At 66.1% G+C, this 24,342-nt stretch carries 22 protein-coding genes; 8 read left to right on the top strand and 14 right to left on the bottom strand.

Annotated elements, in window-relative coordinates; all coding sequences use genetic code 11:
* Positions 1–3: 3 nt before the first annotated feature.
* On the bottom strand, positions 4–1,503 hold the full coding sequence (locus tag IEX43_RS15040) for an aldehyde dehydrogenase family protein (protein WP_188812238.1): 1,500 nt from the start codon (positions 1,501–1,503) through the stop codon (positions 4–6).
* Positions 1,500–3,683, bottom strand: a complete 2,184-nt coding sequence (gene betT, locus IEX43_RS15035) for a choline BCCT transporter BetT (RefSeq protein ID WP_229666485.1) — start codon at positions 3,681–3,683, stop codon at positions 1,500–1,502. The genes IEX43_RS15040 and betT overlap by 4 nt, the downstream gene beginning before the upstream one ends.
* A 179-nt stretch (positions 3,684–3,862) precedes the next feature.
* On the opposite strand from betT, the gene IEX43_RS15030 reads away from it, so the two are divergent.
* Positions 3,863–4,513 carry an MBL fold metallo-hydrolase gene (locus IEX43_RS15030; protein WP_188812236.1) on the top strand — a complete coding sequence of 217 codons (651 nt, stop codon included), beginning with the start codon at positions 3,863–3,865 and terminating at the stop codon, positions 4,511–4,513.
* Positions 4,514–4,601: 88 nt separating this feature from the next.
* Here IEX43_RS15030 and IEX43_RS15025 read toward each other — a convergent pair whose 3' ends face one another.
* Entirely contained in the window at positions 4,602–6,503 is a 1,902-nt protein-coding gene (locus IEX43_RS15025; RefSeq protein ID WP_188812234.1) for a DEAD/DEAH box helicase, read from the bottom strand.
* A gap of 415 nt (positions 6,504–6,918) precedes the next feature.
* Here IEX43_RS15025 and IEX43_RS15020 point away from each other — a divergent pair, with 415 nt between their 5' ends.
* A complete protein-coding gene (locus tag IEX43_RS15020; RefSeq protein WP_188812232.1) occupies positions 6,919–7,701 on the top strand; it encodes a class I SAM-dependent methyltransferase in 783 nt (260 codons plus the stop codon).
* Positions 7,702–7,770: 69 nt separating this feature from the next.
* Here the strand turns inward: IEX43_RS15020 and IEX43_RS15015 are convergent, their stop codons facing one another.
* A complete protein-coding gene (locus IEX43_RS15015) occupies positions 7,771–9,156 on the bottom strand; it encodes an MFS transporter (protein WP_188812230.1) in 1,386 nt (461 codons plus the stop codon).
* Between the two features lie 8 nt (positions 9,157–9,164).
* Complete coding sequence (locus tag IEX43_RS15010) at positions 9,165–10,466, bottom strand: MFS transporter (RefSeq protein WP_174175217.1); 1,302 nt, start codon at positions 10,464–10,466, stop codon at positions 9,165–9,167.
* 160 nt (positions 10,467–10,626) lie between these two features.
* Here IEX43_RS15010 and IEX43_RS15005 point away from each other — a divergent pair, with 160 nt between their 5' ends.
* Both IEX43_RS15005 and trmB read left to right on the top strand, forming a co-directional pair.
* Positions 10,627–11,046: a hypothetical protein gene (locus tag IEX43_RS15005; protein ID WP_188812228.1), complete on the top strand. Its 420-nt coding sequence runs from the start codon at positions 10,627–10,629 to the stop codon at positions 11,044–11,046.
* A 36-nt stretch (positions 11,047–11,082) separates the two neighbouring features.
* Positions 11,083–12,006, top strand: a complete 924-nt coding sequence (gene trmB / locus IEX43_RS15000) for a tRNA (guanosine(46)-N7)-methyltransferase TrmB (RefSeq protein WP_174175221.1) — start codon at positions 11,083–11,085, stop codon at positions 12,004–12,006.
* 72 nt (positions 12,007–12,078) lie between these two features.
* Here the strand turns inward: trmB and IEX43_RS14995 are convergent, their stop codons facing one another.
* Both IEX43_RS14995 and IEX43_RS14990 read right to left on the bottom strand, forming a co-directional pair.
* Positions 12,079–12,525 carry a hypothetical protein gene (locus IEX43_RS14995; RefSeq protein WP_188731251.1) on the bottom strand — a complete coding sequence of 149 codons (447 nt, stop codon included), beginning with the start codon at positions 12,523–12,525 and terminating at the stop codon, positions 12,079–12,081.
* Positions 12,526–12,528: 3 nt separating this feature from the next.
* Complete coding sequence (locus IEX43_RS14990) at positions 12,529–14,112, bottom strand: hypothetical protein (protein WP_188812226.1); 1,584 nt, start codon at positions 14,110–14,112, stop codon at positions 12,529–12,531.
* A 237-nt stretch (positions 14,113–14,349) separates the two neighbouring features.
* Between IEX43_RS14990 and IEX43_RS14985 the strand changes: the two genes are divergently transcribed.
* Positions 14,350–15,198, top strand: a complete 849-nt coding sequence (locus IEX43_RS14985) for a DUF1206 domain-containing protein (RefSeq protein ID WP_188812224.1) — start codon at positions 14,350–14,352, stop codon at positions 15,196–15,198.
* A gap of 19 nt (positions 15,199–15,217) precedes the next feature.
* On the opposite strand, the gene IEX43_RS14980 is transcribed toward IEX43_RS14985, so the two are convergent.
* Positions 15,218–15,877: a zf-HC2 domain-containing protein gene (locus IEX43_RS14980; protein WP_188812222.1), complete on the bottom strand. Its 660-nt coding sequence runs from the start codon at positions 15,875–15,877 to the stop codon at positions 15,218–15,220.
* Positions 15,874–16,374 carry a sigma-70 family RNA polymerase sigma factor gene (locus IEX43_RS14975; RefSeq protein ID WP_104186485.1) on the bottom strand — a complete coding sequence of 167 codons (501 nt, stop codon included), beginning with the start codon at positions 16,372–16,374 and terminating at the stop codon, positions 15,874–15,876. The genes IEX43_RS14980 and IEX43_RS14975 overlap by 4 nt, the downstream gene beginning before the upstream one ends.
* Before the next feature lie 178 nt (positions 16,375–16,552).
* Between IEX43_RS14975 and IEX43_RS14970 the strand changes: the two genes are divergently transcribed.
* Positions 16,553–17,113 (top strand): COG4315 family predicted lipoprotein, encoded by a 561-nt coding sequence (locus tag IEX43_RS14970; RefSeq protein ID WP_188812204.1) that lies wholly within the window; start codon positions 16,553–16,555, stop codon positions 17,111–17,113.
* Between the two features lie 46 nt (positions 17,114–17,159).
* Here IEX43_RS14970 and IEX43_RS14965 read toward each other — a convergent pair whose 3' ends face one another.
* From IEX43_RS14965 to IEX43_RS14955, 3 genes are all read right to left on the bottom strand, one after another.
* Complete coding sequence (locus tag IEX43_RS14965; RefSeq protein WP_188812202.1) at positions 17,160–17,933, bottom strand: hypothetical protein; 774 nt, start codon at positions 17,931–17,933, stop codon at positions 17,160–17,162.
* Complete coding sequence (locus tag IEX43_RS14960; RefSeq protein ID WP_188812201.1) at positions 17,926–18,504, bottom strand: RNA polymerase sigma factor; 579 nt, start codon at positions 18,502–18,504, stop codon at positions 17,926–17,928. Before IEX43_RS14960 ends, IEX43_RS14965 begins: the two co-directional genes overlap by 8 nt.
* 188 nt (positions 18,505–18,692) lie before the next feature.
* Positions 18,693–19,400, bottom strand: coding sequence for a protein tyrosine phosphatase (locus IEX43_RS14955; protein ID WP_188812200.1), 708 nt, complete (start codon positions 19,398–19,400; stop codon positions 18,693–18,695).
* A 546-nt stretch (positions 19,401–19,946) separates the two neighbouring features.
* On the opposite strand from IEX43_RS14955, the gene IEX43_RS14950 reads away from it, so the two are divergent.
* Positions 19,947–20,312 carry a peptidase inhibitor family I36 protein gene (locus tag IEX43_RS14950; protein ID WP_188812199.1) on the top strand — a complete coding sequence of 122 codons (366 nt, stop codon included), beginning with the start codon at positions 19,947–19,949 and terminating at the stop codon, positions 20,310–20,312.
* A 1,340-nt stretch (positions 20,313–21,652) separates the two neighbouring features.
* Positions 21,653–22,036 carry a DUF1304 family protein gene (locus tag IEX43_RS14945; protein WP_188812198.1) on the top strand — a complete coding sequence of 128 codons (384 nt, stop codon included), beginning with the start codon at positions 21,653–21,655 and terminating at the stop codon, positions 22,034–22,036.
* Positions 22,037–22,186: 150 nt separating this feature from the next.
* On the opposite strand, the gene IEX43_RS14940 is transcribed toward IEX43_RS14945, so the two are convergent.
* Positions 22,187–22,894 carry a hypothetical protein gene (locus IEX43_RS14940; RefSeq protein WP_188812197.1) on the bottom strand — a complete coding sequence of 236 codons (708 nt, stop codon included), beginning with the start codon at positions 22,892–22,894 and terminating at the stop codon, positions 22,187–22,189.
* A gap of 450 nt (positions 22,895–23,344) precedes the next feature.
* Positions 23,345–23,623, bottom strand: coding sequence for a putative quinol monooxygenase (locus IEX43_RS14935; protein WP_188812196.1), 279 nt, complete (start codon positions 23,621–23,623; stop codon positions 23,345–23,347).
* Positions 23,624–24,342 lie beyond the last annotated feature (719 nt).

Raw genomic sequence — 24,342 nt, 5'->3', positions numbered from 1 at the left:
GCCTTAGTTCCTCCCTGCAGGTGCGGCGGCGTGGTCCGCGAACCAGCCGGTGACCTGCGGATCGATGTTCTGGTAGACGTGCTTGGCTTCCTGGTACTCGGCCAGGCCGGTGGGCCCCAGTTCGCGGCCGACGCCGGACTGGCCGAACCCGCCCCACTCCGCCTGCGGCAGGTAAGGGTGGAAATCGTTGATCCAGATGGTGCCGTGGCGCAGCGCCCGGGCCACCCGCTGGGACTTGCCGGCGTCCTGGGACCAGACGGCACCGGCCAGGCCGTAGTGGGTGTCGTTGCCGAGTTTCACGGCTTCCGCCTCGGTGGTGAAGGTTTCCACCGTGACCACGGGGCCGAATGCCTCGTCAACCACCACGGACATGCCGCTCTTGACCTGGTCCAGGACGGTGGGCAGGTAGAAGAAGCCCTTCTCCAGCTCCCCGGTTCCCCACGCACCGCCGCAGCGCAGCCGGGCGCCCTCGGCGATGCCCTTCTCGACGTAGGCCGTGACCTTGTCGCGGTGGGCGGCGGAGATCAGCGGGCCGGTCTCGGCGTCCGGATCGAACGGTCCGCCCAGGCGGATCTGCCCCGCCCGGCGCACCAGCTCATCCACGAACTCCTCCGCGATGGACTCCTCGACGATCAGCCGGGCGCCGGCGGAGCACACCTGGCCGGAGTGCACGAATGCGGCATTGAGGGCGTTGTCCAGGGCGGCGTCGAAATCGGCGTCCGCGAAGACGATGTTGGGGTTCTTGCCGCCCAGCTCCAGCGCCACTTTCTTGACCGACGCTGCCGCCGAGGCAGCGATGGCTTTCCCGGTTTCCAGGCCGCCGGTGAAGGACACCAGGTCCACATCCTGATGGCCGGAAAGGACGGGGCCCACGGTCTTGCCGTCGCCCAGCACAAGGTTCGCGACGCCGTCGGGCAGTCCCAGCTCCTGGAGGACCTCCATCATCAGGATGGAGGTGTGCGGCGTCAGTTCGCTGGGCTTGAGGACGAAGCTGCAGCCCGCGGCGAGCGCGGGGGCAATCTTCCAGGCGGCCTGCAGCAGTGGGTAGTTCCACGGGGCGATCAGCGAGCACACGCCAACGGGCTCGTATTCGATCCGGCTCACCACCGTGGCACTGCCGGCATCCACCACGCGGCCTGAATCCTGGCCGGCAAGCTTGCCGAAGTACTCAAAGCAGTTGGCGATGTCGTCCATGTCGATTTCGCTTTCCACCAGGCGTTTGCCGGTGTCCAGCGTCTCGGCGCGGGCAAACTCGTCCTTGCGCTCCCGCAGCCGGTTGGCGACTTTGATCAGGAACGTGCCCCGCTCCAGCGCCGACTTCCCGGACCACGCGCCGGAATCGAAGGCTGCCCTCGCCGCCTCCACGGCACGGTCCGCATCCGCGGCGGTCCCCTCCGAGACAGAGCCCACCAGTTCGCCGTCGGCCGGGCAATGGATGTCCCGGGTGCCGCCGTCGGACGCTGCGGTCCAGCTGCCGCCGATGTAAAGCGTTGCCGTGCTCATTTCGTTTCCTCCTGCATGTCGAAGTCGGATTCCCAATTGTCTTTTGCCACCTGGTCCTCAACCAGGACGGTATTTCCGGGCGCTGCACGGTTCAGGTGCAGGAATTCAAGGTGCTGTTCGTAGTGGTCCAGGACGTCCGTGATGACCTGTTCCTTGGTGTAGCCCATGAGGTCGTAGCCGTAGCTGCCCTCCTGGGAGAACACCTCCATGCGGTAGTAGTGGTCGTCCGGATCAGCCCTGCGCGTGGCATAGCTGGGCGTCTCGTACTGCACCGGGTAGATCTGGTATTTGAAGGCCCGTTCCTCGCCCATGGGCAACTGCAGGTCGATGCTGCGGATGCCGCAGGGTTCCACGGTGGTCACTGTCAGTGCCGTCTCCGCACCCTGTGCTTTGAGTTCGGCTTCAACTTCCTGCAGCGCCGGGACGGCCACGGCTTCGGCGAAGCGGATGGTCTGCCTCCGCCCGGGGTAGCTCATGGCGCGGCTGAGCCGTTGCCGCCAGGTGCGTCCACCGCGCAGGTCGCTGGAGCGGCCCGTGATGATGCCGGGCAGACTGGCGCGGTAGCTGTCGTTGAGCGAGTTCTCCACCCGGAGGGCCTTGTAGAGGCCCAGCATGATGAACACCAGCAGCAGGGACAAGGGAAGGCCCATGACGATCGTGGCATTCTGCAGCGTGGTGACCCCGCCGACCGTGAGCATGGCCAGGGTCAGCAGGCCGGTGGCCACAGCCCAGAACACGCGCATCCATTCAGGCCCGTCGGAATCCGCGTCCTTCAGGTGGGAGGTGAAGTTGGACATCACCAGGGCGCCGGAGTCCGCCGATGTCACATAGAACAGCAGCCCCGTGAATGTTGCTACGGCCGCTGTGAGGGGGACAGCCGGGTACTCAGCCAGGAGGCTGTAGAACCCACGCTCCGGATGGCTCATGGCAGCGTCGCCGAAGGCCATGTTGCCGCCCATTACCAGCTCAAGGCTGGAGTTTCCGAAGATGGAGATCCACAGCACGATGAAGAGGAAGGGGACTGTCATGGTGCCCAGCACAAACTGCCGGATGGTGCGGCCGCGGGAGATGCGGGCCAGGAACAGGCCCACGAAGGGCGCCCACGCAATCCACCACGCCCAGAAGAACAGGGTCCACGCGTTCATCCACTCTGTGGGCTTGTCATAGGCAAATGTATCCATGGTCATGGCGGGGAACCGGCTCACCACGTCACCGATGTTCTGGACGATCCCGTCCAGCAGGAAGTTCGTCTTGCCGGTGGCGAGGATGAACAGCATCAGGGCCACGGCCAGGATCACGTTAAGCTCCGAGAGCCGCCGGATGCCCTTTTCCACGCCGGACACCACGGACACCGTGGCCATCACCACGGACAGGGCGATCAGGCCGATCTGCACGGAGAGGTTCTCCGGGATGCCGAACATGAAGTTGAGCCCGTAGTTGAGCTGCACGACGCCGATGCCCAGCGAGGTGGCGATGCCGAAGATGGTACCGAGCAGCGCGGCGATATCCACCGCGTGCCCCATCGGGCCTTCGATCTTCTTCCCGAAGATGGGATAGAGCGCGGACCTGATGCTCAGCGGCAGGTTGTGGCGGTAGGAGAAGTAGCCCAGGGCCAGCCCCATCAGGGCGTACAGGGCCCAGCCCGTGATGCCGTAGTGGAACAGCGTCCATACGAGCGCCTGCCGTGCGGCCTCGGCGGTCCCGCCCTCCCCCTGCGGCGGAGCCAGGTACTGGCTGACGGGTTCGGACACGGAGAAGAACATCAGGTCGATGCCGATTCCGGCCGCGAACAGCATGGCCGCCCAGGTGAACATTCCGAACTGCGGTTTGGAATGGTCCGGGCCCAGCTTGGTCCTGCCCACACGGGACACTGCCGCGAACAGGACGAAGACCACCACCGCGGTGACGATCAGAAAGTAGTACCAGCCCATGTTGGTGGACACCCAGCCCACCATGGATCCGATCACGGCTTCTGCGTTGTCTTTGGCAACAATGGCCCACAGGGCGATGCCGAGCACCCCGAAAGCGGAGCCGAAGAACACGGCTTTATTCACCCGGGTGGTGGCTTCGGGGCCGGCGTCGGCGGCCGGCGTGTTCTTCCCTGCCGATGGTTGCTGCGACTTTGGATCAGCGTTTTTCATTCCCGCGGTGGACGCGGGCGGCGTTGCATTTTGGCTCATCGTGTCCCATTCCAGTTTTGAGGCTGTGGTGCGGACGACGTCGGCTCATTGGCTTTCGGACACCGCCGAAAAACCGCAGCCCGCACCATGAGTGACTGTGGCTTGGTTTTCGACGCTACCAAGCTGTTTCCCGAAGGGCCGACTTTTATGAGTCCGGTCACTAGGCCAGACTGAACCCCATGGACTCACTCATTCACGACCTGCGTGACATCACCATCCGCCGGATTTCGGTCAGCGAGATGGACAACAACGTGTACCTGTTGACTGCCAAAGCCAGCGGCGAACAGGTGCTGATCGACGCCGCGGATGATGCGCCGGCCATCCAGGGGCTGCTTGCCGACGCCGCCGCGGACACGTCCACCACGTCGAAGCTGGCACTGATCGCCACCACGCACCAGCACTGGGACCACGTCCGGGCGCTGAAGGAGCTCGTGGAGGCCACCGGCTCCCCAACTGCCGCAGGAACGGACGACGCCGGCGCGCTGCCTGTTGCGGTGGACCGGAACCTGGAGCATGGGGACAGGGTGGCCGTGGACGGCTTTGCGCTGACGGCGGTCCACCTGCGCGGGCACACGCCCGGCTCGATTGCCTTCGCCTATGAGGGCCCCGAAGGACCCGTGCACATCTTCTCCGGTGATTCGCTGTTCCCCGGAGGTGTGGGCAACACCCAGAAGGACCCGGAACGGTTCAGCCAGCTGTTGGACGACGTAACCCAGCGGCTGTTCGGGGCCTACCCGGATGACACCGTGGTGCACCCGGGCCACGGCAAGCCGACTACCCTGGGCGCCGAGCGGCCCCACCTTGAGGAGTGGCGCGCCCGCGGCTGGTAGCTGTTAAACGCATCGAGTGCTCCGTACCTGTCGTTTAGACGCGTCATAACGACAACTACGGAGCACTCGATGTGGGAACTAGTGGGGATTAGCGGCTGCGGCGTTCGTTGGACGCCGGAGCCGAAGCGCGGCGGGGACCGCTGCGCGCGGGACGGCCGGAGCCGCCGCCGTTGCCGGCGTAGGATCCGCCGGAGGTGCCACCGGTGTTGGAGGACCAGACAGCCTTGTTGCCGCCGCTGGCTGCGCCGGCCCCTGCGGAGCGCTGTCCGCCGGTCCGGGCACCCGTTCCCGCGCCGGCTGCGGCACGCTGGCCGGTTGCCGGGCGGCCGCTGCGCTGGCCGCCTGAGGAAGCCGGACGGCCCGAGCTGGCCGGACGTCCGGTGCCGCCACGCGGAGCGTCACTGCGGGTGACGCGTGATTCTGCACGCCCGTCCGAACCACGGCCAGCCGATGCACGGCCACCTGCCGCGGGGACGTCGTTGCGGTGCGTGGAGGCCGTGCCGCGTCCGCGGTTGTTACGGCGGGCGGCTGCTGCCGCTACCGCGCGGTCCTCGTTCTGCTCAGCGACGCGGTCGAAGGCTGCCCGGGCTTCGGTCCGGCCTTCGAAAGCGACGGCACGGCGCTCGGCGCGCGGGATGTCGGTGCGGGTGGGCTCAGCCGAAACCCGGCCGCGTCCACCGCGGCCGCCACGACCGCCTGCAGTGGGGGCAGCCTGGCGGCGTGCCCGCTTGCGCTCTGCGTTGGCACCGGTGGAGGTGCCGCCGCCCTGCTGCGCGGCCTTCTTGGCCAGCAGCGCTGCGCGGGTGCGGGGATCGATCTTCTCGGCCATGTCGCCCACCAGCTCCGCAACCAGCGGGGAGTTGGCGGTGACGCGCTCGAAGTTGACCTCCACGCCGGCAGCCTTCATCAGCTTCTTGACGTCGGTCTGCTGTTCCGGGAGGGTCAGCGTGACCACGGTGCCGTCGGAACCGGCGCGGGCGGTACGGCCCGAGCGGTGCAGGTACGCCTTGTGCTCGGTGGGCGGGTCAACGTGGATGACCAGTTCGACGTCGTCCACGTGCACGCCGCGGGCTGCGACGTCGGTGGCCACCAGGACGCGGACGTCACCGGAGGAGAACTCGGCCAGGTTGCGGTCGCGAGCGTTCTGCGACAGGTTGCCGTGCAGGTCCACGGCCGGGATCCCGGCGTCGGTCAGGGTCTTGGCGAGCTTGCGGGCGTGGTGCTTGGTCCGCATGAAAAGTACGCGGCGGCCTGCACCGGAGGCAAGCTCAACGATCAGCTGCTTCTTGACGGTCTGGTCATTGACCACCAGCACGTGGTGCTCCATGGTGGTCACCGCTGCCTGCGGATCGTCCACGGAGTGGGTCAGCGGGTTGGACAGGTAGCGCTGGACGATCTTGTCCACGCCGTTGTCCAGCGTTGCGGAGAAGAGCAGGCGCTGGCCCTGGCTGGGGGTCATGTCCATGAGCTTCTTCACCACGGGCAGGAAGCCGAGGTCGGCCATGTGGTCCGCCTCGTCCAGGACCGTGATTTCCACGGCCTCAAGGGTGAGGACGCGCTGGCGGATCAGGTCCTCAAGGCGGCCGGGGCAGGCGATGACAATGTCGACGCCGGCACGCAGTGCCTTTTCCTGGCGCGCCTGGGAGATTCCGCCGTAGATCACGGTGGTGTTCAGGCCGGCGGCCTTGGCCAGCGGCTCGATGGTGGCGTTAATCTGGGTGGCCAGCTCACGGGTGGGTGCCAGGACCAGGCCCATGGGGCGTCCGGGCTTGCGGAAGTGCTTGGCTTCCCGCTCAGCGAGTCTTGCTACAAGCGGGATGGCGAAAGCGATGGTTTTACCGGATCCGGTCCGGCCGCGGCCCAGGACGTCACGCCCGGACAGCGTGTCCGGGAGGGTCTTGACCTGGATGGGGAACGGTTCAACGATTCCCTGTGCGGTGAGGGTGTCTGCAAGGGCCTTGGGTGTACCGAGGGCAGAAAAAGTAGTCATGTATTTATACGGTCTTTCAGGCGGTATCCAGGCGGATATCGGCCCCCGATGCCGGTTGGACCAGGGGTTCGCCGAAGAAAAGTCAGGTGATCAACCGGGCCGCTGCAAATTTTGGCAGTCAGCCGGGACCAAATGGAACGCGTTCATCGACGCAGGATGTGCCTCTCACATGAAAAAAGCCCAGTCCCTGGCTGGAGGTGTACCTCCGAACAGGAAAACCTGGGCATCACTGCACATCAAGTTCCACCAGTCTAGCATCCCGCCGCCGTCGGCCCGTTCCCCGGTTACATCCCACCCCTTCCCTCCCCTCCCCAACTAGGTAGCGCTAAGTGTCGTTTTGAGCCCTGAAAACGACACTTAGCGCTACCCGGTTGAGGGCGTTGCCATCATTGGCGTCGAGGGGCAGGCTTGGGGCATGAGCGAACACGCGGCCCACCAGCATGACACGCAGCATGACACGCGCGACGGCGGCCCGGGCCTTCCGGACGGAACATCAGCGGAGGCCGCGGGGATCCACAGCGGCGCCACCATCCACAGCGGCGCCGATCCCGCTGCCACCTGGGATGAGCGGTACCGGAGCAAACCCCAGATGTGGAGCGGCAAGCCCAACCCGCAGCTGGTCAGGGAGGCCGGGGGCCTGCGGCCGGGAAAGGCGCTGGACCTGGGCTGCGGTGAGGGCGCGGATGCCATCTGGCTCGCCCAGCAGGGCTGGACCGTCACCGCCGTCGACGTTTCCGCGGTGGCGCTGGACCGGGCCCGCTCGCACGAGAAGGCGGCGTTGGCCCGGGAAGCCGTCCACGCCGCGGATGGCGCCATCGCGAGCCGGATCACCTGGCAGCAGGCGGATCTCGAGCAGTGGCAGCCCGGGGCGTCCTTCGACCTGGTGTCAACGCAGTTCCTGCATTCCCAGGAGCTCGCCTGGCAGGGACCGCTGCGGACGGCTGCGGCAGCGGTCAAGCCCGGCGGCACGCTGCTGGTGGTGGGCCACCACCCTGACCGGCTGCCGCCGTGGGGCGGTGCCGGGCACCACCACAGGGAGATGTTCTACACCGGCGATGAGCTGGTCCAGGAACTGGGACTGGAGGGACCGGAGTGGCAGCTGGAGGTCCAGACCAGCCGGGAACGGCCGGTGACGGGACCGGAGGGCCAGCACGCAACCATCGCCGACGTGGTGGTGCGCGCAACCCGGCTCCCCTGACCCTCTTGGAGTTTTTGTCCAGATATGCAGGGTTCCGAGGCCTGCAACCCTGCATATCTGGACAAAAACTCAGGGGGTTGTGGCGGCGGTGACCCGGGGCGCCACGGCGGCTGCGGCTGCGGCGAGCACGGCGGCAAGGCCAAAGACCCCGGCGAAGGAACCCGCCGTCGTCGTAAAGGCCGCGAACACGAGGCCCGTGGTGGCGAGCGCCAGCGCCCCGCCCAGGGAATCCGCAATGGACATGGCAGAGCTGTTGAAGCCCTCGTTCTCCTTGGTGGACAGCGCCAGGGTCATCACGCTGAGCCGCGGATACAGCAGCCCCATGCCTCCGCCCGCAGAGATCCAGCCTGCGATGGCGACGGCGGCCGGCCAGTTGAGCGCTGCCGTTGCCAGGGCAAGGACCACCGCTCCGAGGACCATCAGCGCCCCGATGCTCACGGCCCGGCGGTGCGGCAGCCTGGCACCCAGCCTGCCCTGGACAGCTGACGCGCCGGCCCAGGACAGTGCCCCGGCGGTGAGGGTCAGGCCCGCGAAGGTGGGAGAGAAGTCGTACTGCTCGATCAGCAGGTAGGGCAGGTAGACCTCGGCGCCGAAGAACCCGGCCGAGGCGAGCCCGCGGGTAAGGATGACGCTGGGCAATCCGCGCCGGGCAGTGAGGGTGCCACGGGGAACCAGTGGCCTGACTGCCAGCAGCGCCACGCCCACCGCGACGACAGCAAGGGCGCCTGCAACTGCGGGAATGCCGGGAACGCGCACCCCGGCGGACAGGTTGAGCCCGAGCACCGCGGCGGCGGCCAGCGCCGCCCACCCCAGCCGGCCCACCGCCCACGGCGTGGAGGTGTGGCTGGAGGGCGTGCCGAGCCGCCGCAGGACAGGGGCGATCATCAGCAGTGCCGGGATGACCAGGCCCACCACGCCCAGGAACACCCAGTGCCAGCTGAAGACCTGCGCCACGATCCCGGCAGCAAAAGGTCCCACGAGCGACGGGATCACCCACGCGGCGGAGAACGCCGCGAAGATCTTCGGGTGCAGCGCGCCGGGATAGATGCGGGCCACCAGCACATACAGCGAGACGGTCAGGGCTCCCCCGCCGAGGCCCTGCACCAGGCGGCCTGCCACGAGCGCCGGCATCGATGCAGCGGTTCCCGCGATCAGCAGTCCCAGCACAAACAACGCGACGGAGGTGTAGAGCGGGGCCGTGGGTCCGCGCCGGTCGGACCAGTTTCCGGCGGCAACCATGCCGATCACCCCGGTGGCCAGCGGACCGGCGAAGGCGAGGGCGTAGAGGGCCGCGCCGTCGAGTTCGCGGCTGACGAGGGGCATGATGGTGGTGACGGCAAGGGATTCAAACGCTGCCAGGAACACCAGGGCGCACGTGCCCACGGTCACCCAGAGGTACGGGCCGGCAAGGATTCCCGACGCCGGACGGGTGGCTGGAACCACGGAATCCTGCACCTTGTCCCTCAGCTGACGTACCTGTTGCGGCCGGCGCGGTACCCGAAGACCGCGGCCAGCAGGCCGACCACCAGGAACAGGACTCCGGCAGCGGTGAAGGACCCGGTGGCCTGGTGCAGCTGGCCCACCATCAGCGTCCCGGTGGAGCCCAGCCCGTAGCCCACGCCCTGCATCATGCCGGACAGGTGCGCCGCAGTGTGCCCGTCGCGGGTGCGGAGCATGATCATGGTGAGTGCGACGGCGGTGAGGCTTCCCTGGCCAAGGCCCAGCAGCCCCGCCCACACCCAGACCAGGTCAAGGGGACCGAAGATGCTCAGGGCGAAGCCGCCGCCGGTCATCAGGGCCACCACGGTGTTGATGGCACGCTGGTCCCGGAACCTGGCTGCGAGCGCCGGGGCAAACAGTGAGCCGAGCATCTGCAGCACGATGCACACGGAGACGATCAGCCCGGCCGTGGCTCCGTCCACGCCCCGTTCCCGCAGGATCGGGGCCAGCCAGGCAAAGACGCTGAAGGACATCATGGCCTGCAGCACCATGAAGATGGTCACTTGCCAGGCCACCGCGGAGCGCCACACGTTGACGCCGTCCCTGACAGCCTGGTGCCGGATGCGGGGCTGGCGGAGTGCCACCGGCAGGAAGAGCAAAAGTACGACGGCGGCAGGCGCGGCCCAGAACCACAGCGCCAGGGTCCACTCCCCCGAGGCCGTGTACACCGGGTAGGTGAAGCCCGCCCCGAGTGCCGCCGAGGCGCAGATGGCCGTGGTGTAGAGCCCTCCCATCAAGCCCAGCCGGTGCGGGAAGTCCCGCTTGACCAGCCCGGGCAGCAGGACGTTGCACAGGGCGATGGCGGCTCCGCATGCGGCTGTCCCGGCGAGCAGCCCGGGCAGGTGGCTGGCTCCCGGCAGCTCAACGGGGCGGAGCAGCAGCCCGGCCGTGAGGACGGCCATGGCGCCGAGGAGCACCCGCTCAGCGCCGAACCGCCTGGCGAGGACCGGGGCAAGCGGCGCGAACACTCCCAGCAGGGTGACGGGCACCGTGGTCAGCACCACCACGGCCCAGCCGGGGAGTGCGGCCTGGGCCGTCACCTCAGGCAGGACCGCCGAGAAGCTGGAGAAGACTGTGCGCAGGTTCAGTCCTATCAGGACCAGGCAGAGCCCCAGGTAGGCGAGCTGCCGGCGGCTCCCAACGTGGGTGGGCCCGGGTACGGGCGACTCATCAACCTCGGCATCCACCAGGATGCCTGCCGGCTCACTCGCCGCAGGTTCATCAGTCCGCTGCTTCCTTGCCCCGGCGTTCGTCGCTTCCCTCACCCGCCCATTCTTGCAGGACTTGTTTCCCCGGTTATCCACATACGGGCTGCGACAGCTTCCGGCTCCTCCGCTGCCTCCATACGTTGGAGCTGCAGTTGTGCGCAGGCAAACCAGCCGGTTCAGCCATCAGCCATCAGCCACTAAGAGCACGAGGAGAGCAATGGGTGTTCCCCCACCAAATGAGCCTACGGGGAAACGGACGGCGCAGCACGAGTCGCTTCGTAAAGCGGAAGCCCATGAAGCTTTCGAAGACCGCAACGTTCGCGGGGCAACAGCCAGCCTGATCTTGGCCATTCTTGCCTTGGCCAGCATGGTTATCACCGCCCCACTGGCCATGTTCGCGATGCTTGCCACCTATCCCTCAGAGGGGCCGTCGGAGATGCCCTGGGTGACCCCCTTGGTGTTCTTCAGCCTGCCGCTCCTTTTTGCTGTACCGTCCCTGGCTTTGGCGATACATGCCATCAATCGCCCACCTGAGTCATCGCCTGACCGGCCGTCGGCGGCTGCCGCCTTATGCATTGCCGGTTTAGTCGTGGCCCTTGCTTTGGGTCCTGCGCTTGACCTGCTGGGGAACCTGTAAGTGAAGCTCCTCTCCTGCGCCGCTATTCTGGAAGGGATGAGCGAATCCCCAGAAAACCCCCAGCAGCCGCATGTCCCGAGGCCCGTCACGCCCGGAACGCAGGCTTCCTTCGGCACGTATGGCGGGCGGCCGGTGAGCTTTGTCCGCCGCGGCACCCGCCTTCAGGGCCGGCGGCAGGCGGCCTGGGAGGAGCACGCGGAACGGTGGGCTGTGGACGTCCCGCGGCACGTTGCCAACACCTCCGTCCACCCGGACTACACCTTCGACGCCGAAGCGGAGTTTGGCCGCACCGCTCCCCTCATTGTGGAGATCGGCTCGGGCCTGGGCGATGCCGTGTGCCATGCCGCCGAACAGAACCCGGACACGGATTTCCTGGCGGTGGAGGTCTACACCCCGGGCCTGGCCAACACCATCATCAAGATCAACAGCCGCGGACTCAGCAACGTCCGGGTGGTTGAGGCCAATGCCCCGGAGGTTCTGGCCACCATGCTCCCGCCCGGATCCGTCAGTGAGCTCTGGGTTTTTTTCCCCGACCCCTGGCACAAGTCCCGGCACCACAAGCGCCGCCTCATCCAGCCCGAGTTCGCTGACCTTGCAGCGAGGGCGCTGAAACCTGGCGGGCTGTGGCGCATTGCCACCGACTGGTCGAACTACGCCGTCCACGTCCGCGACGTCCTGGCGGACTCCAAAGACTTCGAAAACCTCCACACGGGCGAGCGCCGCGGGCCGGAAAGCCCCCTGACGCAGGTGTGGCAGTCCGGCGTCGAGTCCGTGGTGGGCGGGGCCCCGGTCAGGGAAGGCCGGGCTCCCGTCAGCACTGCGCACACGGGACCCAACGAAGGCATCGACGAAACGGGGGGCTGGGCACCCCGCTTCGAAGGAAGGATCCGGACCAGCTTCGAGGCAAAAGCCCACGAGGCCGGGCGGCTGATCTTCGACCTCTGCTACCGCCGGCGCTGACCAGCGCCAGGGACAGCCAGCAGGCAGCTGGCAGCAACCGGGGTCAGGCACTGGCAGCAGCCAGCAACTGGGTCAGGCCACGCTGATGGCGGCCACAATCTCCTTCAGCATGCCGAGCCTCGGTTCAATGGACGGGTCCGTAGAGGGCCAGATGACCACCACTCCGATGAACCGCCCGTTCTCCCAGACGCCAACTGTCGCTGCAACCTTCGCCGAACCCCCGGCGTCGTTGTAACCCACCACCACGGCGTACGCAGCTTTCCCCGGAAGGTTCAGTTCGCCCTCGGCAAGGAGGGAACCACCCCGCTCTTCCCGGTAGAACTCGGACATCAGGTGCGCCCACCCGTTCGCCTGCGGGGCACCCTGCACGGATGCATCGTCCTTGATGACGGTCACCAGGACGTCGCCCAGGAGTCCGTACTGCTCGGTGTTGGGTCCGGCGGTGGAATCCTCCAGGACCTGGGTGTGCTCGGGGAATTCTGCGGTGAACCCCAGCGGGGATTCGATGTGCACTGACATGGATCACAGCCTCTCGAGCTTGGTGTCGTTGGGCACCTTATAGTACGTGGACACGTTGGTGGTGGCCTGGTGTTCGGTCCTGACCTCCACCTCGCCCACCTTCACGTCAAGGCCCGCCTCATGGGAAGCGGTGACAACACTGTTGACCTGGACGGTGGCAGACCCGGCCTCGTAGAGCTTCGCCGCGTCCCGGGCCGCGCCGTAGTCATTGCCCAGGGCGACGTTCCGCAGGTAGCTGTCGATGACGTCCCTGTTCTCCGGGGTGTAGTCGACGTTGATCTTCACGGTGCCCTGGCTGCCCACGCTGACGGACGATTCGATCTTGGCCGCCTTGACGTCCGTGCCAGCCGTAACGCCCTGCGCTACCGTTCCGTCCATCGACACCGTCACCGAATCGATGTTGCTGTCCTTGTCCAGGCTGACCTGCAGCCCGCCCTTGCCGGACGCTTCGAACACCCGGCCGTCCAGGTTGAGCTTGCCCTGCGCAGAGACCTCTCCGCCCGCCGTCGCGGTCCCGTCCGTCAGGTTCCGTTCGTAGGCCAGGTCCAGCTTCGCGGAGCCGGAGCCGGCGCCTGCCTCCCCCTCCGCTTCAAGGGACAGGGTTCCCTTCGCCTTGTCCGTCTGGCCTGTGGAGCCGTTGTCGCCCGCGGCCTCGTTGATGGTGTCCAGGATGTAGCCCGGCGGGTTGCCGGCCACATCCTTGATCTCGCCCACGCTGTCCGGCGGCAGGTCCCGGTACATCTGCTCCCGGGCCTCCATGGCCTCCTCCACGCTTCCAAACGTGTACTCGCGCGAAACCTCGCCGCTGAGCGTAACTCCCGCAGCGCCGGTGGTGTCATTCACACCCAGGCCCATGTTCCCGTACACCTTCATGGTGGCGGAGCCGTCGGCGTTCTCCACCACTTCCGTGCCCACTTCGGCGCCGCCGTGGACCCAGGCGACGCGGGCTTCAATGGAAGCCGTGCCGGTCTCGGAGTAGACGGGGATGTCCGCCTTGGCCAGCTCCTGGAGGTGCTGCCTGGCCTGCTCCTGCGCGGAGGCGGGGATCCCGCCGTCCATGCGCATGAGGTCCCGGGCAAACGGGCCGGCGTCATTGCCGCCTTCGATCAGGTACTGCCGGTCGGCTGCGGACAGGCTGTCCCACCAGGCGGCCTGCTCTTCCGGGCTTGCCTCCAGCATGCGCTCCAGGTCCGACTGCAGCTCCCGGCGGTGTCCAGCGGCTGCTGCTGCGGCGGCTGCCTGTTCCCGCAGCCAGTCCCGCGCCTGGTCAGCCAGTGACGTGATCCGGTCCCAGGCACTGTTCCCGCCGGTCCCGGCCGGGGACGATGACGATGATTTCTCCTGTTCCTCGGCATGCTGCAGCAGGATCCTGGAGTTCTCCCGCAGGCTGGACACCACCTTTTCCAGGCCTGGGCGGTGGTTTCCGCTCCACTCCTGCCGGAACCGGTCACCGTCGCTGCCCTTCCACGGCGCCGACTGGATCTGGCTGTGCAGTGAGCTTGCCTGGGTACTCAGCGATGACGCCGCCCTGTCGGCGGCCTTGGCCAGGGCCCGCAGCTGGCTGACGTCAGCGCCGTAAAAAGTCATGGTGTTCCCCCGGGAGAAGTTCGCGGTGCGTGTTCAATCGCTGGTCCATATCGTTGCACGGCTGCCACGAAGGGGCGATGGGCATCCCTCCCCATCGCCCCTTGCCATAGGCAACCGGGCGCGGCCGGGCCGGGGCTCAACCGCCGCGGCCAGGCCACAGGCGGCGGCCACTGTTCCAGTACCGCCCGGGCGTGGCACGATTGCCCTAGTGTGCAGGGGCGCACACCGGAAGAGCACGTGCACAAAGGAACCGCCATCAAAAGAGAACTGAAGCAGGCCGCCGACGCGGCGGAGAACGTCACCAACTCGCGGACGCTGGAACTGCTGGCCAGGGCCGGGTTTGCGGCCAGCGGGATCCTGCACCTGCTGGTGGGGGCAATCGCCATCCGGCTGGCGTTTGGCGGTACCGGGAACGCGGACTTCAGCGGCGCGGTGGCGGAGCTTGCCACCCAGCCGGCCGGGCCGTTCCTCCTCTGGGCAAGTTTCGCGGCCTGCGCTGCGCTGGCGCTCTGGCAGGTCAGCGACGCCATTTTCGACTATAACCACCTGCCCACCAAGGAAAAGGCCGGCAAAAAGGCCAAGGCGGGGGCACAGGCACTGGTGTTCACCGGGCTCGCCCTGACCCTGATGTCCTTCGCCACGGGAACGGGCTCCGGCGGGGACAACCAAAAGACCGCCAGCGACCTGACCGTCGCGGTCATGCAGGCCCCCGGCGGCGTAGCCCTGCTGGTCCTGCTCGGAGTCGGCATCGCGGTGACCGGGGTGGTGTACGGCATCCGCGGGCTGAAGAAATCGTTCGAAAAGCACCTGGCCATGCCCGCATCCCCCACGGCGCGGACCGCTGTGACCGTCCTTGGCGTCACCGGGTACGTGGCCAAGGGAACGGTGCTGCTGCTGACGGGCCTGCTGATCGCCATCGCCACCCTGCAGGCGCACCCGGAGGACTCAACCGGGCTCGACGGCGGGCTGCGGGCACTGCGCGACCAGCCCTTCGGCATCTACCTCCTGGCCGCGGTGGGTGCCGGGCTGATCTGTTACGGCGTGTTCATGATGGTGCGGGCCAAGCTGGCCAAAATGAACCGCTAAACCGGTAGCGCCAGGAGAATCAGGGCACGGTCACCACTGCCACGGCGCGCTGGGTGCCGTCCCGCAGTTCCACGCTTGAAATGCTTCCCAGCTGGACGGGTGTGGCCCCCGTGATCCTTACCCTGCCGCTGGGGGTTGCCGTCCAGGCGCAGGCACGGTCCTCGCCGCCCGCCCGGTCCCGGACCCACAGGGACAGCGTCCCGTCCTGCGGCAGGCTGCTTCCGTTCACGGCCAGCTCGGTTCCCCAGGTCTTCCGGGCGAGGTCGATGCTGAACTGGAGGCCGCCGGCGGACTGCACCGAGTAGGTGGCGTCCGGCTGCGGCGGCCGGGCCAGGAGCGGACCCGCCGCGAGGCCCAGTGCCAGGCACGCGGCCGCGGCCGCCCCCGCCAGCGCCGTCCACCGCCGTCGTAATGTCCGACGGCGGCGGGCCAGCTTACGCAGCAGCGGCGCGGGATCCGAGGGGGGAAGCGGGTCCGCCGCTCCCGGTGCCACCGTCAGCGCAACAGCGTCCGGCACCGGAAGGGCGTCCAGCATCATGGGAACCTTCTCCAGGCCGGCAAGTTCCTTCCGGCATTGTCCGCACTCCTGCAGGTGTGTTTCAAAGGCCTGCAGGTCCTCCGCGTCTAGCCCGCCCAGCAGGTAGGCGCCCAGCAGGTGGTGCGTTTCGGCGCTGTTCACCGTTCCACCCCCATCTCGTCCAGGATGGTCCGCAGCGCCCGCACGGCGTAGTAGGCGCGGGATTTGACGGTGCCGCTGGGAATGTTGAGCTGGACGGCGGCCTCGTTCACGGTGAACCTGCGGTAGTGCAGGGCCACCAGGACGTCCCGGTGTTCCTTGCTCAGCCGCAGCAGCGCCTCCTCGACCAGCACGCGGTTGAGCAGCTCGTCCACCCTCTCCGGAACAGCGGCGGGTTCTGTCAGGCCGCTTTCCAGGGTCTCCGCGGGACGGCGCCGGGCCCGGCGGTAGTTGTCGATCATGATGTTCCTGGCCGTCCGGTACAGGTAGCTGCGGAGGCTGCCCGTGATCTCGGGGGTGTGCTGCCAGACGCGCAGCACGGTTTCCTGCACCACGTCCTCGGCAAGCTGGGGGTCGTGGGAGGCGCTGAGCACGAAGCGGCGCAGGGCTGCGCCGTGGTCGCGGTAGATGGACGCCACCACGTCCTCATCCAGCGGCATGCCGTTCCTCCTGCCGGGCCCTGCCCCACATTCCTGCTTACCACCGTAAAGACGCCGCCCGCGGCCGGAAGGTTCAACCGCCGGCGGCTGACTGTGTGAACCATTGTTCACCCCGGTACGTCGTAAGGGTTAGCGTCCGGCGGTCCGACGCCGGGCCCAGCCAGCAAGGAGCAACGCCATGAAACTCAACCTGGGCGCAGGACTCGCCGTCCTGGCCCTTTCCGCGGCACTGACTGCCTGCGGCGGCAGCACCGGAACGGCACCGGCAACCACCAGTCCCGCCGTCACGGAAGGTGCGCCGCCGGCCTCCGCAACCGCCCCCGCAGCGTCGGTCACCCCGCCGCCCGCAACGTCCGCCCCGCCGGCAAGTGCCGCCGTCGACCTTAAGACGGCTCCCTCAAGCGCCGGAGACATTGTGGTGGCCGCCAACGGGATGAGCGTGTACTTCTTCACGAAGGACGTGAAGGACTCCGGGACCAGTGCCTGCACGGACGCCTGCCTTGCAGCGTGGCCCCCGGTCACAACCGCCGCTGAGACGCCCCAGGTGGAAGGCGTCACGGGAACCGTGGGCACCATCACGACGCCGGACGGCGCGCAGCAGGTGACGTTGAACGGCCTGCCGCTGTACTACTTCGCCAAGGACACGAAGCCCGGCGACATCCTCGGCCAGGGCGTGAACGACGTCTGGTACCTGGCGGATCCGTCCGGCGAAATGATCAGGATGGGTGCATCCGGCTAGTGAGCCGGCCTTCCGGTACCGGCCCCTGCTGTCCAGTGCGCAGGCGTCACGGGAGCGGAACGGACGGAAGGTTGCCGGGCAGCGGAATCTGTGAGGGGACAGGGACTTCCGGCGCCTTGCCCAGCCCGTCGGCAACGTGCCCGGGTACGTTCCCTGGCACATTCCCGGGAACGGGGACATCGCCGGGCTTGCCGGGGGACGTTGGCTGCCCGGCGGGGGTCTCGGGCGCACCTGCACCGTCCCGTGGCGGAACGGCGGCCGGTTGCGTCGCTTCGGCGAGGTCCGCGGGGACCGACGCTGCGCCGCCAGGTGCAGTGCCGGCCGGCGCGGTTCCGGCGGGTGAGGTTCCGGCGGGTTCCGTGGGCAGCGGCGCGGCGGGCTGTCCGGTCTGCTGGCCTGACGGGGATGGGGCGGCGCCCGTCACGAAGGCGGTGATGGTGTGGTTCAGCTGCGTGAGGGAGTCGCGGATTCCCTGGTCCGATGCTGCGGCAACAGCCCCGCCGGCACTCAGCGAGACCGCCACGGAGAGGGTGGTGAGGGCGATCCGGCGCTTGGCCCTGCGGCGGGCGGCCAGTTCGTCCACCCGCGGAGCCTCGTCGGGGCCGGCCGGAGGGGGTGCGGCGGCGCCGGCTGCGGCCGGTGCGGCCGCTCCGGCAGGGGCCATCAGCGCCGCAATCGCGGCGGAAGGCTCGGGCGCGGTGTCCGCGAGCGCACGAAGCTCCAGCAGGGCAGGGCGGAGGAGGCCGTCGTCGTCCATACCTGCCTCAAGCAGCAGCTCGTCGACAAAGGCGTCGCTGCGGGTTCCTGCGGTGTCACTCATGATTCGCCTGGTTTCTCTGGAGCGTTTGTGCCTTGAGGTTGTGAAGGGCCCTGCGCTGGAGCTGTTTGATGGCTCCGGGGCTCTTGCCCATGATCTGCGCTACTTGGTCGATGGACAGATCAGCCACCACCCGGAGGGCCAGCACTTCCTGGTGTTCCTCGCTGAGTCCGTCCAGCAGGGCCACGGCCCCGCCGGTGAGTTCAACGGCGTGGTCCTCCGCGGACGGAGTGGTCCTGGCATCCTGGTGTGGATCGTACGGGCTGAGCTGGGGCCTGCGCTCCAGCCGGCGGTAGTAATCCACCATCCGTGCGTGGGCAATGGAAAAGAGCAGGGACTTGGCGCCCTGGAGTCCCCCGGTAAGTTCGCTGATTTTAGGGTAGAACGCCAGGAACACGTCCTGGGTAACTGCTTCCGGATCGTCCACGCCACGGGCTTTGAGGTATCCCTGCACGGGGCCGGCGAAGGACCGGTAGGCAGCGCCGAAGAGCACAGCCGGGTCTGTTCCGGCCGCACTCTCGAATATGTCGATCTCTTCTTGGGCCAAAGTGCTGAGCACCAGCGGCTCCTCCATCCCAGGACGCGGGGTGCGGCTGTCCGGTTTCCGGAAGGGACAGCCTGTCCCCTGTGTTTCCTGCTGCCTGTCGGCAGGTGCTCCCGGCGGGCCCTCGAACGGGTGGTTGCGTTCGGGCCGCCGGGGCTGTCTGTACTGCGGGAACAGGCCTGGGGCCGGTTCCCGCAGTACAGACTAGCGATCAGCCCTTAGCGGACTGAAACGGAGGGGGTGTCCACTACGTTGCCGCCCTGGGCGGGAACAGCGGGGACGGCGGGCACGGCGGGCTCGCCGTCAACGCCGGGAACGGCAGGCACTGCCGGAACGGCCGGAAGCTCGGGGCGCTCAACATCAACGGCTGCAGAGCCATTTGCTGCGGCGCCGGCCTCGGCGGCTGCGTCAGCTTCGGTCACGACGTCGGCGCAGTAGCTTTCGACGTTCGCTTCGCCTTCCGCGGCGATCACCAGGGAGGAGAAGCCCTGGGAGGAGGCGTTCAGGCCGCCGTTGGTGAAGGCGGTGCACAGGCCGAAAGCCGCGGCGCCGGCTGCGTCAACGCCGGTGTCCGCGGCAGCAGAAGCGGAAGTGTTGGCGGAGGCGTTCTCGTTGGTGGCCTTGGCGTCGGCTGCGGCTGACGCCTCTGCGTCGGCAGCAACGTCGGCGTCGGCGTCTGCTGCGGTCTCGTTGGCTGCTTCGACAGCGGCCTCGGCGGTGGCTTCCGCGCTGGCCTGCGCGTCAGCGGCTACTTCCGATGCGAGCTCCGGGGCGGTATTGCCGAAGAGGTCGTGAGCGGTCTGCTGCGCCTGGGCGGGGAGGACGCCGGAAACGGCTGCGGCGCCGGTTCCGCCGACGGCAATGGTGCCGGCTGCCAGGACTCCGGCAGCGACTTTGCTGGTGGCGAGGACGGTGAACAACGACATTTAAAACTCCAAAACCTAGACAACACTTTCGATTCGGGCCCGTCGGGCGGACCCATCACCTCCTACATCGCAGGGGACGGCGGAAAGGTTACGGGGGCGCAGAAACTTTTTCAGCGCGCCAGCATCCGTGGTCTGCTGACCGTGGAGGCTGGAGCCCGCTCACACCGCGTCGTGGCGCCTGGACATGGCCTCGCCACGCTTGTGACGTGCCAGAACTGCCTCGATGTTCGCGCGCTACCCCTCCAAGTGAAGTAGTCATCCCTCCGAACGGGATCCCAAGTTGACAGAAATCGCGGTTGCGTATTTGTAGTTCGGCCAGGGCTTCACAGTCACCGGTAGTGATCAGTCGGATGCGTGAGTTCATGGGTTTTCCAGATCGGGTCCCTGGGGGTAGGCGATTGGCTGGCTTCGGGGCAAGACCCGACGGGGATGACAAGCCGAGATGCTCGGGCGTCGTAACGGGGAGGCTGGGGTCGGCTAACCTGAACACGAGGTGGTCAGCGGCGTGAGCGTCACGTTGCGCATCGGGAGAAAACAGGGGGAAATATGCGAGTCTTTAAAGCTGGTTTGGTGACGGTCGCGGCAGCGTTCGTGGGCCTCGCGGGAATAGCGACGCCAGCGCAGGCCGCCACAGGATGGGACCGGTGTGAAGCTGGGTACTTCTGTGCGTTCACCGGGCCGAACGGCACTGGAGTGATCGCCCAGTACAAGGTCGGCGATCCGGACCTCTCCGACAATATCGGCCCGACAGGGATGGACGACAACATCGAAAGCATTTGGAACCGTACGGGTTCGATGTGGGGAGTGCATCGGCAGATCGGCGGCCAGCAGGGGTGGGCTATGGGGGCCGGCGCCAAGCTGGGATACCTCGGGGACTTTGCAAACAGGATCAGCGTAATCACCCGCTACTAATCACATATCGGTGTCCTGATCGGGGCCGGGCGCTCAAGCAGCCGTCTCGCGGAAACGCCCAGGTTTCCGCGAGACAGAGACCCTGATCTTTCAATTTCAGTAGCTGCTGACCCCACTGCTGTGCGGTCAGCTGCTGAAGACGACAGCGGGAATAGTGCTGGTGAACGCCACCGACGGCCGTGGCCACCCCCGCACGTTCCCCCAGTCGGGTCCCCCTGTGCTTTGGAAGGCTCCAGCACATACATGTCGCCGTTCAGTTCGCCGGCTTCGCGTTCGGCTGCGGTGGTGACCTTGATAGCACCGCCAGCGACCAGCGCATCGACCTGGGCATCCAGGGACTGCCCCCGGGTATAACCAATCACGTTCCGGCTCACATAGCCGCGTCCCGGGGTCCCGCTTGACTGAAAACAGGTCAAATACCCTCTTTCCCCCTGTCCGACCAGCTTTGATACCGGCAATGGGTTCTGATCAAAAATACCGGCCCCAAACGGCCTTTTTCGGCACCTATTTGTGACTCTCGGCGCTAAATGACGGCTTTTTCACGGCGCTATTTGTCGCATGGCGCAGCCAGCAAGGGGACTCCCCACCGGGGCTGTCCCCTCGCCTGGTTGGGACCGCAGACGACTTGCTTGGCATGTATAGGACTTGTGGCGAGGCGTCACTCAGTTGGAGGCTGCGTTTCCGTGAGATCAACATGCTGCTCGCGCTCTGGAATCGCATGAGCGGAATCCGCGGGCGGTGTTCCAGGGTGTTGCAGCCAAGCATTGGATTCCGCGTCTCCGTGCGCGACGATTTCGACAGCGACGGAGTCCCATCGATAAACGTTGGTCCCGGCGGGTGGACGCTGGGACGTGATGTAGAAAAGTCCCGGCCAAGCAAGCTCGCCGATAGGCGGCCCGTCTGGATCAGGGTTCGCCACGGCAACGCCGGCATCGGCCGCCACATCTCGCCCGACGTGAAATGGTAAACCCACGACATCGGGGACCGTAACCCTGTCGGCGAACCTCTCACTCATTTTCACAATTTACCTCTGAAAGGTGTCTGCTGTAGCGGGTGAACGCCAGCTTGGCGGCAGACGCACTGTGATCGCAAGGGGATCCTGTGGCGGCCACTGGTCAGCGAGCCGTTGGCTTGGCGGACCTCGGCGCTGTGGTTGAAGAGCCGCAGATCATCGTAGACGGATTCGTTTATGGCGGCCTGTTGGGGCCGGGCTGGAGGCGGGCGGGCATAGGTAGTGGGTAGTGGACTGTGTTTGCAATCCGCCCCTTGAAGGTCTTCGCGCCTGAAGCGTAACCTGCACGCAAGAAGCGGAGACTGCAAGGTTGGGCTAGGAGCGCGGCATGAATGTGCTGAGCCAGATACTCGCCGGAGCCACCGGCCTGGCGCTGATAAGCGTTGGCATCCTGGAGGTCTTCTTCCATGGCGACCAACGGTTCCACCGGATCTTCCTGATCAGGCAGGAAAACGTGCACGCAGTCCGGATGTGGGCGATGAATGTTGGCGCCTACAACATCACCTTCGGCTTGGGCATCGCAGTGGGCCTGTGGCTGGTGAACTTCTCAGGCACTCCCGCCAGCGGGTCGGCCATAGTGATCTTCTGCTGCGCGTGCCACGTCTTCCTTGGTTTTTGGCTGTGGGTCACAGAGAAGCGCCTCCTCGTCAGCGCCATCGGCCAGGCGCTCTTCCCGGCGCTGGCAATCGTCTTCTACGTTCTCGTTCACTAGGGGTGGTAGTTGGCGAATGCTAGTGGCGGCGTTTTTTGTTGATTCGCGTCACAGCAGCGCCCGTATGGTGGTGGCTCTACGGACCGCTTGAAGCGTCCGCAAGAGGATCCCTTAGGGGGCAGTCTCGCCGGCGGGGTTGTGGCCGGTCGATTATTCGATGGTGAGCTTTGCAGGGATGACTGTCCGAAGGTTCAGGGCGGCCAGAAAGGCCACCATTTGGTAATCGCCGGCAGGAAGGTTCTTGAGCTCGGGATTATTGCGAAACGCTGGAAGCAGTGTTTCCTGCCCTGGTTTGAGCGTTGGTAACCGTGGGGTGCTTCCTGTGGCGTACCAGCCGTTTCCGATTTGCTCGCCGTGTTGTGTCAGCACTAGGCCTTGGACGTGGGACGTGTCTTCCCCGGTGGGTGTCCACTCCTGCAATGATTCGTTGACGAGGACGACGTTGACCTCAGGCATAGATCCCAACGCCATTGAATAGGTTGTCTTTGCCCAGTCCAGACGCAGCCCAGCCCGGCGTTCCTCTCGGATGGGAATAGGCCCACAGCTGGAGAACGGCATAGCGAACTGCCAACCGTTGTCGTCTCGGGACAGCTGAACGAGCACCCACCTATTGGGTTTACCCTGTGATGGGGCGCCCAGGATCATGGCCTCGTGGGCCCACTCCGGGTGGAAGGTGTGAACGATTCTCCAGCCATTCGACGGGAAGTCATGCGGAGCTCTCGGTGGAAGCCTGTTCTCCGCCGGCAACCAAGCGGAGACGATATCGTCCCAAGCAGCACCCGGCCCTTCCAGCAGCGAGAGCTTAACGTCCCAATTCCCGAGCTGAACTAGTCTTGGCGTCCCGTCATCATTCCCCATGACCTACATTCTGCCTCGTGACGACGAGGTGAACCGACCGTAAGCCGATCCTCTAACGCTCACTCCTAAGCCGTGGTGTGGTGGTAACCGTGCCTAGAAACCAAGGGAGGCTAACCATGAAGCCGATGAGTCCCGTCCCGAATGGAACCCATAGGTAAGGCGCGAAGCCTGTCGTCAGATTATTTTCGTCCGCAACTATCCCGGCGTGCCAGAGCGCGATTCCGCCGCTTACCAGGAGGGTAATGCTCACCGCCAGCGCTAGCATCGAGATTGCTACCGATTTCCTGATCATGCTGGCCCCCATGGTCTCTTTGTAAATACAAGCGCAAGTTCTCATGCTAGCCGTCCGGATGCTCGCTTAGGCGTCCGTAAGCGGGTCCTCCATTGTGCTACTCCGAGGAGCTGGAGATCGGTGAGTGGCGATGAGATGAGTCGCGTCGCGTCGCCGACTTAGATGCCTTTGATTTCGTAGTGGCGATCAATGTTCGCAGTTACCCTGCCCCATTCGCTTTCGGCGACTCGCAGCTGGTGCGCTCGGAACGACTCAGCATCCTGAAATTTCTCGTCAACCTGCCAGATCAGCGGGTTTTCGGTGACGACCACCTCGAAGAACAGGCACCCTTGCTCAGTGCGCGTCAGCTCGATGTGCACTGGGAGGAACTCTGCAACGAGCACCGCCTCGTTCTGATTGCCACAGACGAGTTGGCCGCTAAGGAAGACGTTACTCACAGAGCCATCCTTGCACCGCTCGACGCAGGGCTTAGAACGTCGTTTGGTGAAGGGCCGGCTATCAGGCGCCAAAGGGGTGACATTTATCGCTGTGAAAAAGCCTTCATTATCGCTGCGATTTACATAGCGGGGATAGATGACACCTCCAGCCGCCCGTTAGCGGATCCATCAACGTGCTACTCGTGACGACCCTGAACAATCCGCTACTTGAATGGAGCTACCAAATCCGGTGCCAGGCGTTCTTGTTTCCCTGACCGAATCAAGAACAAGATACCCGTTGGAAGAAGAACAGTTCCTGACACCAGCATTACTGCATGAACAGGCGTCGACGGGCACCCGGCGGAAGTATCGTCTTCAGCGCATGTGATTCCAGGCTGAAGGAAACCCACTGCGATCAGCCCTAAAGCCATGCATAACGTAGCTACCCCAATAAAGCCCCAAGCCCAGTTCTTCATCCGTCCATCAGACCATGCTTAGCGCCGCGCGGAGACGGGCAAGACCCAGAGTCGTCCATTTGGGGATCCCGCACCGGGCGCCTTGGTGCCAACCAGCAATGTAGAGGGTAAGAAAAGCTAAGGCCTTTCCGAGTGCGGCCTGTTCAGGTGGTGGTAAGGCAAATACGATCTCAGAATGAACGCTGAGACAAAGGGGACTGCCCCGGCTTTTGTTGACTCGGGGTCTTAGGCCGCTGTGAGTGCGGTCCGGTTGATTGTTTCATA

The organism is Pseudarthrobacter polychromogenes (genome assembly GCF_014644495.1).
Lineage (GTDB): Bacteria > Actinomycetota > Actinomycetes > Actinomycetales > Micrococcaceae > Arthrobacter > Arthrobacter polychromogenes.
Note: the sequence above shows the minus strand (reverse complement) of the source record. Positions and strands in the feature narration are given on the sequence as shown.

Coding starts and splice junctions, on each gene's coding strand:
- IEX43_RS14950 (WP_188812199.1), top strand. CDS start 19,947: ATGCGAGTCTTTAAAGCTGGTTTGGTGACGGTCGCGGCAGCGTTCGTG.
- IEX43_RS14955 (WP_188812200.1), bottom strand. CDS start 19,400: ATGTCGTTGTTCACCGTCCTCGCCACCAGCAAAGTCGCTGCCGGAGTC.
- IEX43_RS15020 (WP_188812232.1), top strand. CDS start 6,919: ATGAGCGAACACGCGGCCCACCAGCATGACACGCAGCATGACACGCGC.
- IEX43_RS14940 (WP_188812197.1), bottom strand. CDS start 22,894: ATGGGGAATGATGACGGGACGCCAAGACTAGTTCAGCTCGGGAATTGG.
- IEX43_RS14960 (WP_188812201.1), bottom strand. CDS start 18,504: ATGGAGGAGCCGCTGGTGCTCAGCACTTTGGCCCAAGAAGAGATCGAC.
- IEX43_RS15005 (WP_188812228.1), top strand. CDS start 10,627: ATGGGTGTTCCCCCACCAAATGAGCCTACGGGGAAACGGACGGCGCAG.
- IEX43_RS15025 (WP_188812234.1), bottom strand. CDS start 6,503: ATGACTACTTTTTCTGCCCTCGGTACACCCAAGGCCCTTGCAGACACC.
- IEX43_RS15030 (WP_188812236.1), top strand. CDS start 3,863: ATGGACTCACTCATTCACGACCTGCGTGACATCACCATCCGCCGGATT.
- IEX43_RS14995 (WP_188731251.1), bottom strand. CDS start 12,525: ATGTCAGTGCACATCGAATCCCCGCTGGGGTTCACCGCAGAATTCCCC.
- trmB (WP_174175221.1), top strand. CDS start 11,083: ATGAGCGAATCCCCAGAAAACCCCCAGCAGCCGCATGTCCCGAGGCCC.
- IEX43_RS15040 (WP_188812238.1), bottom strand. CDS start 1,503: ATGAGCACGGCAACGCTTTACATCGGCGGCAGCTGGACCGCAGCGTCC.
- IEX43_RS14990 (WP_188812226.1), bottom strand. CDS start 14,112: ATGACTTTTTACGGCGCTGACGTCAGCCAGCTGCGGGCCCTGGCCAAG.
- IEX43_RS14945 (WP_188812198.1), top strand. CDS start 21,653: ATGAATGTGCTGAGCCAGATACTCGCCGGAGCCACCGGCCTGGCGCTG.
- IEX43_RS14975 (WP_104186485.1), bottom strand. CDS start 16,374: ATGCCGCTGGATGAGGACGTGGTGGCGTCCATCTACCGCGACCACGGC.
- IEX43_RS14965 (WP_188812202.1), bottom strand. CDS start 17,933: ATGAGTGACACCGCAGGAACCCGCAGCGACGCCTTTGTCGACGAGCTG.
- IEX43_RS14970 (WP_188812204.1), top strand. CDS start 16,553: ATGAAACTCAACCTGGGCGCAGGACTCGCCGTCCTGGCCCTTTCCGCG.
- betT (WP_229666485.1), bottom strand. CDS start 3,683: ATGAGCCAAAATGCAACGCCGCCCGCGTCCACCGCGGGAATGAAAAAC.